General features: G+C 63.8%; 8 protein-coding genes. 2 read left to right on the top strand and 6 right to left on the bottom strand.

Annotated elements, in window-relative coordinates:
• Positions 1-404 precede the first annotated feature (404 nt).
• Both tyrS and O4220_RS25620 read right to left on the bottom strand, forming a co-directional pair.
• Positions 405-1679, bottom strand: a complete 1275-nt coding sequence (gene tyrS, locus O4220_RS25625; protein WP_269608359.1) for a tyrosine--tRNA ligase — start codon at positions 1677-1679, stop codon at positions 405-407.
• Positions 1680-1717: 38 nt separating this feature from the next.
• Positions 1718-2371 (bottom strand): DNA-3-methyladenine glycosylase, encoded by a 654-nt coding sequence (locus O4220_RS25620; protein WP_269608358.1) that lies wholly within the window; start codon positions 2369-2371, stop codon positions 1718-1720.
• Positions 2372-2443: 72 nt separating this feature from the next.
• Between O4220_RS25620 and O4220_RS25615 the strand changes: the two genes are divergently transcribed.
• Positions 2444-3175: an ABC transporter ATP-binding protein gene (locus O4220_RS25615; protein WP_269608357.1), complete on the top strand. Its 732-nt coding sequence runs from the start codon at positions 2444-2446 to the stop codon at positions 3173-3175.
• The gene (locus tag O4220_RS25610; protein WP_269608356.1) at positions 3172-3927 is read left to right on the top strand and encodes an ABC transporter permease; all 756 of its coding nucleotides are present in this window, start codon (positions 3172-3174) and stop codon (positions 3925-3927) included. Before O4220_RS25615 ends, O4220_RS25610 begins: the two co-directional genes overlap by 4 nt.
• A gap of 13 nt (positions 3928-3940) precedes the next feature.
• Here the strand turns inward: O4220_RS25610 and O4220_RS25605 are convergent, their stop codons facing one another.
• From O4220_RS25605 to O4220_RS25590, 4 genes are all read right to left on the bottom strand, one after another.
• Entirely contained in the window at positions 3941-4147 is a 207-nt protein-coding gene (locus O4220_RS25605) for a Trm112 family protein (RefSeq protein ID WP_032378947.1), read from the bottom strand.
• Positions 4148-4252: 105 nt separating this feature from the next.
• Entirely contained in the window at positions 4253-7270 is a 3018-nt protein-coding gene (locus tag O4220_RS25600; RefSeq protein ID WP_269608355.1) for an AMP-binding protein, read from the bottom strand.
• Between the two features lie 109 nt (positions 7271-7379).
• On the bottom strand, positions 7380-8828 hold the full coding sequence (gene argH / locus O4220_RS25595; protein WP_269608354.1) for an argininosuccinate lyase: 1449 nt from the start codon (positions 8826-8828) through the stop codon (positions 7380-7382).
• Positions 8825-10024: an argininosuccinate synthase gene (locus tag O4220_RS25590; protein ID WP_269608353.1), complete on the bottom strand. Its 1200-nt coding sequence runs from the start codon at positions 10022-10024 to the stop codon at positions 8825-8827. The genes argH and O4220_RS25590 overlap by 4 nt, the downstream gene beginning before the upstream one ends.
• Positions 10025-10075 lie beyond the last annotated feature (51 nt).

Genomic DNA, 10075 nt, shown 5'->3' with positions numbered 1-10075 from the left:
GCACTGACATTCATCGACACACTGTTGAGTTCTCAAAGAACACGCACACACCATTCACCACACCGAGCAGATACTCGTAGGTGTCCGGGGCAACCGTTCCAGCTTAGATCAGATGATCGAGCACAGTCAAACTGGCTTCTCATCTTCGAAGAAGTCGAACCTTGCGGCTCCACTCTCCAGGTTGTCGGAGGACCTCCGCTTCGCTCAGGCCTTGCGGTCTGGGCTGGCGTCCGTGTCGCTCTGACCTGGACAAAGTTACGCCCCGGATAACAACGCGTCAAATCCCCAGGTCGTTCACACGCGAATCGTGTGAACAGCCTGGTCGCAACTGGTCAACTACCCACCTGACGGGCGTAGAAACCAAATTACATGGATGTGACTCCGGCCACTGACAACGAGCGAAGCTAGCCAGCGACCCGCGCGCCTGCGAAGTTCCGCTTTCCACGTCGGACCACAAGCCACCGTCCGTGCAGTAGATCGTGCGCGGTGGGCGTCCAGTCCTCGTCGGAAATCTTGACGTTGTTGACCGATGCGCCGCCCTCTTTCACCGCACGCCGGGCCGCGCCTTTGCTTTCGCTCAATCCCGTGGCGACAAGCAGATCCACGATGGTGTTCGGAGCACCGACCTCGATGTCGGCCACAGATGCTTCCTGCAACGCGGCGGCGAGAGTCTTCTCGTCGAGTTCTGTCAGTTCTGCTCGTCCGAAGAGTGCCTGACTGGCGAGTTCGACCGATCGAGTCGCCTCTTCCCCGTGCACGAGGGTGGTCATTTCCGCGGCAAGACGTTTTTGAGCTTCGCGCGCGTGCGGACGCTCCGCGGTGGCGAGTTCGAGTTCGTCCAACTCCTCCTTCGACAGGAAGGTGAACCAGCGCAGGTACTTCACGACGTCCGCATCACCGGTATTGACGAAGTACTGGTACCAGGCATACGGGCTCGTCATCTCCGGGTCGAGCCACAGGCTTCCGCCACCAGTGGATTTGCCGAACTTCTTTCCATCGGCGGAGGTGACAAGGGGCACCGTCATTGCATGGACCGACTGCGCGTCCTGGCGTCTGTTCAGTTCCACACCGGCAATGATGTTGCCCCACTGATCGGAGCCACCGATCTGGAGACTGCAGCCGTACTCCCGGCGAAGCTGTACGTAGTCGTTGGCCTGCAACAGCATGTAGCTGAACTCGGTGTACGACATTCCGTCGCTCTCGAGCCTGTTCTTGACCGTCTCGCGGGCGAGCATCACGTTGATCGAGAAATGCTTGCCGATATCGCGTAGAAAATCGATAGCGGACAGCTCGCCCGTCCACGACAAATTGTTCACCACGACCGCACCCGTGGGGCCGTCGTCCAACTCGACGAAGCGCTCGAGCTGACCTCGAATTCGCGTTGCCCACTCGGTGACGACCTCGGGAGAATTCATGGTCCGCTCCCCCACGTCGCGAGGGTCACCGATCAGTCCTGTCGCACCGCCGGCGAGAATGATCGGCCGATGTCCGGCCCGCTGAAACCGCTTGAGAGCGAGCAAAGGCACCAAATGTCCTGCGTGCAGCGACGGACCGGTCGGATCGAAACCGGAATACAGCGTGATCGGACCCTCGGACGTCGCCTCCCTCAGCGCGTCCACATCGGTGGACTGCGCGATCAGCCCGCGCCAGGTCATTTCGTCGATGATGTTCTCACTCACGACATCGATCTTCCCGCATGGACGTATCGACCCGTCGGTCAGGCCCGTGGGCCACCGGGCGCCGCAGCGCGAGGACTGCGTTTGTAGCTCGATACCGCGGAAGATCCACGAATCCAGAAGCGCCACGGTCGATCGGCTGCCAGACTCACCCCGACGCGAGGGCCGGACGCGACAACCTGCTCGGGCAGCGGGTGTTCGAGTAGTTGAAGGGTGACAGCGGACGAGGCGTCGAACAGTTCCGTTCCGTTCTCCGCCAGCGAGACTCCCAAGGTTCGACCGAGATTGCCCGGCCCACGGGCCCAGCCGGCCTCCACCCGCGGAGACCGTGGACTGCGACCGGCGCGCCTGCTCTCGACGATGTCATGACCGGTCACCACTTCACCCGCACGGAGCAACACGGCGGCGGCTGTCCCGTCGGGACCGCAGCTGACGTTCATGCACAAGTGCATGCCATAACTCAGGTACACGTACAGCCGGCCCGCCGGACCGAACATCACCTCGTTGCGGGGTGTCGAACCACGGAAGGAATGCGCCGCCGGGTCGGGCCACGGACCATCGAGTGGACCGCCGTATGCCTCTACTTCCACGATGCGCAGTGACACTTCGCCTGCGTGGACGGTTCCCCCGAGAATGCGTCGGGCTGCGTCGTCCGGCTCTCCGCTTTCCAAGTCAGCGACGTTCACCCGTCCCATGATGCTGTGCCCTTGACCACGACATGCCGATGGGGCTATGACTTCGACATCCGATGAAGTCTGGAGGCCGACATGGCGTTCACCGGGCAACACGCTGTCGAGGTAACAGGGCTGACGGTTCGCCGAGGCAAGCGAACAGTGCTGCGCAATCTGACCCTGACTATCCCTCGGGGTGTCATCACCGGACTTCTCGGCCCTTCGGGCTGCGGGAAAACGACGTTGATTCGCGCAATCGTCGGCACTCAGATCGTGACAAGCGGAACTGTGAGAGTTCTCGGATCACCGGGCGGCTCCGCATCGTTGCGCCGCACAGTCGGGTATGTGACTCAGTCACCGAGTGTCTACCGCGACCTCACTGTTCGTGAGAACGTGCAGTATTTCGGGTCGCTGTACGGTCGCGGCCGTGCCGAGGTCGCTGACGCAATCGAGGCAGTCGGACTCGCCGATCACGCGGCGTCGCGTGCCGGCGAACTCTCCGGTGGCCAGTTGGGGCGGGTCTCGTTGGCCAGTGCGCTGGTCGCAGAACCCGAACTGCTGGTACTCGACGAGCCGACCGTCGGATTGGATCCCGTACTTCGCACGGAACTGTGGTCGCGTTTTGCCGATCTCGCGAACTCGGGTACGACGGTGTTGGTCTCGAGCCACGTGATGGAGGAGGCGGAGCACTGCAGTCGCCTCGTGCTGATGCGTGACGGCGCCGTGCTTGCTCAATCCAGCCCGGACGCATTGCTCGCGCGGACGAACGAAACGAACCTCGATCGCGCATTCCTCTCCATCATCAGGTCGGCGGGGCAGCAATCGTGAACGCGAGGATCTACGCAGCGGGCACGGGGCGAATTCTGCGTCAGCTCAGAGCCGACCACAGATCCGTTGCGATGGTTCTGCTCGTGCCATCCCTGCTGATGGTGTTGTTGTATTTCCTGTACCGCGACGTACCCTCACCACCGAACCGGCAGTCGCTGTTCGACAGGATCGCGGTCACGATGCTCGGCATCCTGCCGTTCGTAGTGATGTTTCTGATCACGTCGATCTCGATGCAGCGTGAGCGAACCTCGGGAACGCTCGAACGCCTGTTGACGACGCCGATGTCCAAGCTGGACCTGCTGGCGAGCTACGGCACCGCGTTCTCGCTCGCCGCGGTGGGACAAGCCATGCTCGCGTGCGCTGTCGCGTTCGGATTTCTCGGGCTCGATATCGAGGGCTCCGTCGCCTGGGTTCTGGCGATCGCAGTGCTTGCAGCCATGCTCGGCGTGGCGATCGGCCTGCTGTGCAGCGCATTCGCGCGCACCGAATTTCAAGCCGTCCAGTTCATGCCGGTCATTGTGATCCCACAGCTGTTCCTCTGCGGACTCCTGGTACCTCGCGGTCAGATGCCGAGCTGGTTGAGCGCCATCAGCAACGTTCTGCCCCTGAGCTACCTGGTGGACGCTCTGCAGGAGATATCCCGTCACCCAGGCATCACCGCGCGCACGGGGATTGATATCGCGGTGATCGTTGGGTTCACCGTTGCCGCTCTGACCGGTGCAGCCGCGACACTACGTCGACGAACCCCGTGAGCGACCGAGCGGCCTAGGAGGTGGCGCGAGCCAGAATCGACTCGTGCTCGGCGTCGTCGACATCACGCGCATCGTCGGCGAGCAGGACCGGGATGCCGTTCTCTATCGGATATGCGCGACGCAGTCGCGGGTTGTAGAGCAGTTCGCCCTCGACCAGCAACAGCGAACCCTTGTCCACTGGGCACGCAAGAATGGAAAGCAGTGTCGAATCGATTGCCACAAGTGTCCTTCGTTCTGCTCCGACCGAGTCGGAGTGATGTACTCGACCACGCTACCGAACGAGCCGTCCCCTACAGGCTCCGCTCCTCATCTTCGAGTCGTCCTCCTAGGAGGACCTTTCGGTGGACTCGCTCCGACCCACGAAACGCTCGGCAACAACAGCTTTGGTCAAACGGCGGTAACTGTTGGACTCCGAGTCGTAAAACCACGACCGAGCAGTGGGCGTCGGGATGCCAGCTTCCTTCAGGGCCGTCGCATTGGGCCGATACGCGCGACCCACCGGGATTTCGGACACTACGTGCACGATTGCCGGACGCTCGGCCGGCAGCAGCGCACCGAGCGTATCCGTCAACGCACGAGCGGTGATCACTGCTTCGGGTTGCAACGAGATGGCGCAGACAGCAACCTCGGTGGCAGCCGCGTCGACACGAACCGACCGAGGACGATCGACGGCGACGTGTACGCCGTAGACCACAGCCGAGTCCACCTGGTCGAGATCGCCGACAGCATCGACGATGGGCTGGGTGTAGACCGGGCCGCACGCCGAACGCACGACGGTGTCCTTGCGGTCGATCAGCCAGTAGTCTCCGTCGGAATCGCGTCGGAACAGATTCTCGGTGGGGATCCATGCGTCCGTGGGCTCGAAAACACCGCGCATCACATGGCTGGTCGCTTCGCCCTCGCCACTCGGTCGGCCCAGGAGCAGCCCGATCTCGTCGTCGCGGCACTGCCGAACGAAACCGTCGTCGTCCTCTTCGAGTCGGCCGGTGATCGGGTCGTAGGCCGCGAGGGCAACCCGGGCACTGCCGGGCAGGGGGCGGCCTTTCGAGCCGATCTTCGATCCAGCCACGTTGGCCAGAATGACGTCGTTCTCGGTCGATGCGTAGAACTCGAGTACCCGAGCAGGGCTGAACCGAGCGAGCGTGCGGCGCCACAGTCCGACCGGCATTCCGGAGCCGATGAACAGGCGAACCGGATGGCCGGAATCTACTGGGAAACGACCGTCGTCGAGGATCTGCCGCATCATCGTCCACGTGTAACTGACCACGGTCACGCCGTAGCGGTAGACCTCTTCGCTGAATCGCTCGGGGTCGAGGCCACGGGAGAGTGCAATCCGCGACCCACCCGCGAGCGCGCCACCGATCGTGACCAGAATTCCCGCCGAATGATGCAGCGGAGCAAGGCAATACACGGTATCTCCAGGGCCGAGCGCAGCCGTGGTCGCGGTGCCGAACGCGGAGAGCGCCCAGCGGTGATTGGTGATGTACCGGGGTTCCAGGCCACGATCGGTCGTCGTGAACAGGATCATGGCCAATTCACGAGCCCGGCCCGGATCGGGTTCGTACCACTGAGGCAAGCGCACGGCATCGGGATCGATGGCCTCGAGATCGGTGACCTCGTATCCGTTCGGTATCTCGAGTCGACGCGTCTCACCGCCACCGAGTACCAGAACATTCGGTGTCACCGGGACTGCGGCCGCGACGTTCTCGGGATCTGCGATCACAGTGTCGACATCGACCGTCCGCAGCGCTGCGGTCAGGTCGCTGCCCGGCTGCAGCAGAACCGGCACTGCCCCGATCCGCGACAGTGCAGCCATGGCGGCCAACGCACTGGGGCGAGTCTCCATCAGCACCCCGATGCGCGACGCCGGTCGTACCCCGACACTGATCAGACCGCGCACCACATTGTCGATGCGGACGTTGACCGCGTCGTAGGTGTGCACGCGGTCGTCGAAGAGGAAACACTCACCGTTCGGGGACTTGCGCCCCTGCTCGGCGATCAAGCGTCCCAGCGATACTCGACTGTGCGGCTGCATCTGTCCGAGCCGCGCGAGCCGCGGCAACGTGCGCACGGCCTCGGAAGAGATTTCGCGGGTACCGCGCACGGCGCCGGTCGCCGCCGACGCCAGCCCGCGGCCGACACCGACGCCCACCTCGGCAATGGAGGCTGCCGTGTGGATCAGTCGATTGGTGATCGACACACCGCTGTCGGAATCGCTGTGGTCCTCGCGCTCCATCACGCGGACAGCCTCTGGCTTCGGTCCGAGATCCTCACGCCACCGAATCCAGTTGCCCGTAGTCGGCCACGTCTGTGCAGCCGCGGTACTGCCGACGACCAATCCGAAATGGCCTGCGCGCAAGGTAGTTTCGAAGACCTGGGCACGCGGGGCGGCGCGCTGGATGCCGCGCACGGCCAACGGTTGACCGATGTCGTCGACCTCGCCGACGAAGGCGAGCACCGGCACCGTCAGTTCGGCCAGAGTCAACAATCTGTCCTTGATGACGAACCCGCCGGTCATCATGCGGTTGTGCACGACGAACTGCTTCAGCAACTCCGCCACAGCTGGGCCGGACCATGCCACCCACCCGTCCATCGCCAGAAAGCGTCGCTGCGGCTCGCGTGGCAACAACGCCTCACGGTCGTGCAACTGCCTCAGGAAATCCAGGCGGGATCGGACGGTTTTCGCCGGATCCAATAGCTGAAATCCGGTCCGCGCCATCCAGCCCGAGACGGCCAGCCGGGTGAAGACGTGATCGGCGAGAAACTCTGCGCCCCGGGTGGCCACGCCGGCCGGGATTCCCAGCGGCAGCCCGGCCAACGTGTCGACGGGAGCCCCGAACGTGATGAGGCTGGCCAGGTTTCGTCCACCCCGATAGGCAGCAGCCTGGTAGCAGAACATTCCGCCCTGCGAGTAGCCCCCGAGGTGGACGTCTCGGCCGGTGTGCTCGTGCACCTTGTCGACGACCTCGCTGATCGCCACGACATGATCGGCGAGAGTACGGCTCCACCCGCCCTCTTCGGTATCGGGCGAACCGAAATCGACCACCCAAGGATCCAAGCCCATGCCGTGCAGAATTCCGGCCGCACCCTGATCTGTCGTGACGTCGTAGACGTCGGCGGAGACCATCATCGGCGGAATGAGCACCACAGGAGGACTGTCCGCAGGCACGTCGTCGGGGAAGTACCGGCGCAACCTATACATGGGCTCCCGGTCCATCACCCGGAACGGCGACGGGTCCACCTCGGTTTCGAGACCACCCAGACGAATGACCTCCAGACCGTTCTGAGCCGTGGCGATGGCACGGCGCAGTGGACCACGTACGGCGTCTGCATTCAGTCCCACAAATACACTCCTGCGTTCGGCCCCGACGGAACGACCGGCATCGGTCTTCACGTGACGAAAGCTTCTCACATCACATTCGAGGGAACCGGCGTGGATGTACCTTGCTCGCCTAGTGTTGCAACACCGGTTCCTGGGCCCACGCACGAAGCGTCGACGCTGTCGCCCGCACACCACCGAGTTGATGCGCCACCTGCACCGCAGCGGTGCCGCCGCGAGCATCACGCGACGAAATGGAACCCTCCACCGTGAGCACCTCCCGAACATCCGGAGTGAGCGCTGGATCGATGGCGGCGAGTTCGTCATCGGTCAGATCGACCAGACCCACGCCCCGCGCTTCCGCCGCCCGAACGCAGGCTCCGGCGGCCTCGTGGGCAACCCGGAAGGCAATCCCCTGTCGCACCATCCACTCGGCGATGTCGGTGGCGAGTGTGAATCCAGCCGGTGCCAGCTCGGCCATGCGCTCGGTGTGGAACTCGAGCGTCGCCGTCAATCCGGTGAGCGCCGGAAGCAACAGCTCCAGCTGGGCCACCGAATCGAACACCGGCTCCTTGTCTTCCTGAAGATCGCGGTTGTACGCCAAGGGCTGTGCCTTCAGAGTGGCCAGTAGGCCGGTCAAATTTCCGATCAATCGGCCGGTCTTCCCACGGGTCAGCTCTGCGACGTCGGGATTCTTCTTCTGCGGCATGATGGAACTACCCGTCGACCAGGCGTCGGCCAGGGTCACGTATCCGTATTCAGGGGTGCTCCACGAGACGACCTCCTCGGCGAACCGAGACAGATCCACCGCCGTCATCGCCAGTACGAACGCCGCCTCCGCAGCGAAATCGCGCGAGGACGTGGCGTCGATCGAGTTCTCGGCGGACGACTCGAACCCGAGCTCGGCCGCGATCTTTTCCGGACTCAGCCCGAGCGACGAACCGGCGAGCGCACCGGAACCGTAGGGCGACACAGCCGCTCGCTTGTCGAAGTCCGCGAACCGCTGGACGTCCCGCAGCAACGGATGAGTGTGGGCGAGCAGATGATGCGCGAGCAGCACCGGCTGCGCCGCCTGCGAATGAGTCTTGCCCGGCATGACGGCCGTCGGGTGCGCTGCAGCCTGAGTCGCCAGGGCGTCGACCACATCGAGAACACCGACAGAGACCCGGCGGACCGCGTCGCGCAGCCACATCCGGAACAAAGTCGCCACCTGGTCGTTTCGCGATCGGCCGGCACGCAGCCGGCCACCGACCTCGGGTCCGACGCGATCGATGAGACCGCGCTCGAGAGCGCCGTGCACGTCTTCGTCGGTCTCGGCCGCCACGAAGGCACCCGAGTCGACGTCGTCGGCGAGACGTTGAAGACCGCCGAGCATGGTCTCGAGGTCCTGCGGGGTGAGCAGTCCGGCACCGTTCAGCACGCGTGCATGAGCCATGGATGCTCGGATGTCGTAGGGCGCGAGTACCCAGTCGAAGTGCGTCGACTTGCTCAGAGCCGCCATCGCCGCGGCCGGTCCGGATGCGAACCTGCCGCCCCAGAGCGAACCTTCGTTGGTTCCGTGTGCGCTGTCCGAGGTTGTCACAGGCCCAGGTCCCGCTTCGCTGCGATCTTCGAGGACAGGCCGTGCAGCTGCACGAATCCCTTGGCCGCGGACTGGTCGAACGTGTCGCCCTCGTCGTAGGTAGCGAGATTGAAGTCGTACAGCGACTCGCCACTACGACGGCCGTTGACGATGATGCCTCCAGCGTGCAGCACCAGACGGATGTCGCCGGACACGTGCTCCTGCGTGTGCTGGACGAACGTGTCGAGAGCACCCTTGAGGGGGGAATACCACAGCCCGTCGTACACCAGCTCGGCCCACTTCTGATCTGTGTGGCGCTTGTAGCGGCCGAGTTCGCGCTCGAGGGTCACGTGCTCGAGCTCCTCATGCGCGCGGATGAGCACCATGGCACCCGGTGCCTCGTAGATCTCACGACTCTTGATGCCGACGAGCCGATCCTCCACGACGTCCAGGCGGCCCACACCCTGCGCCCCCGCCCGAGTGTTGAGCTCCTGAATCGCTTCGAGTACCGAGACCGGACGGCCGTCGATCGCGACGGGACGACCTTTGTCGAAGGAGACGATCAGTTCATCCGGGGCCTGGAAGTTGACCGTCGGATCATCGGTGTAGTCGTAGACGTCCTTGGTCGGCGCGTTCCACAGATCCTCGAGGAAGCCGGTTTCCACCGCACGACCCCAGACGTTCTGGTCGATCGAGAACGGCGACTTGGTGGTCACGTTGATCGGAATGTCGTTCTCTTCGGCGAACTCGATCGCCTTCTCGCGGGTCCACGCATAGTCGCGAACAGGTGCAAGTACCTCGAGCTCGGGGGCGAGCGTGTTGAAGCCGACCTCGAACCGAACCTGATCGTTGCCCTTACCCGTGCACCCGTGTGCCACAACGGTTCCGCCGTGCGCCCGCGCATTCCCGACGAGGTGCTTGACGATCAACGGGCGGCTGATGGCAGACACCAGCGGATACCGATCCATGTAGAGCGCGTTGGACTGCACCGTCGGCAGGCAGTACTCGTCGGCGAACTCGTTTCTGGCATCGACAACGACGGATTCGACTGCGCCGCAATCGAGTGCGCGCTGTCGCACGACGTCCATATCCTCGCCGCCCTGCCCCAGATCGATGGCGACAGCGACGACCTCCTTGCCGGTCTCCCGCCCGATCCAGCTGATGGCGACAGAGGTGTCGAGTCCGCCGGAGTAGGCGAGGATGACGCGTTCGGCCATGGTGTTCAAGCTCCTTCGTTGTTCTTGTTGCGCATGATGGGTAACCGGATC

Origin of the sequence: Rhodococcus ruber (assembly GCF_027270735.1) — a bacterium.
Classification (GTDB): Bacteria; Actinomycetota; Actinomycetes; order Mycobacteriales; family Mycobacteriaceae; genus Rhodococcoides; species Rhodococcoides rubrum_A.
This window is presented reverse-complemented; position numbering and strand designations above follow the sequence as displayed.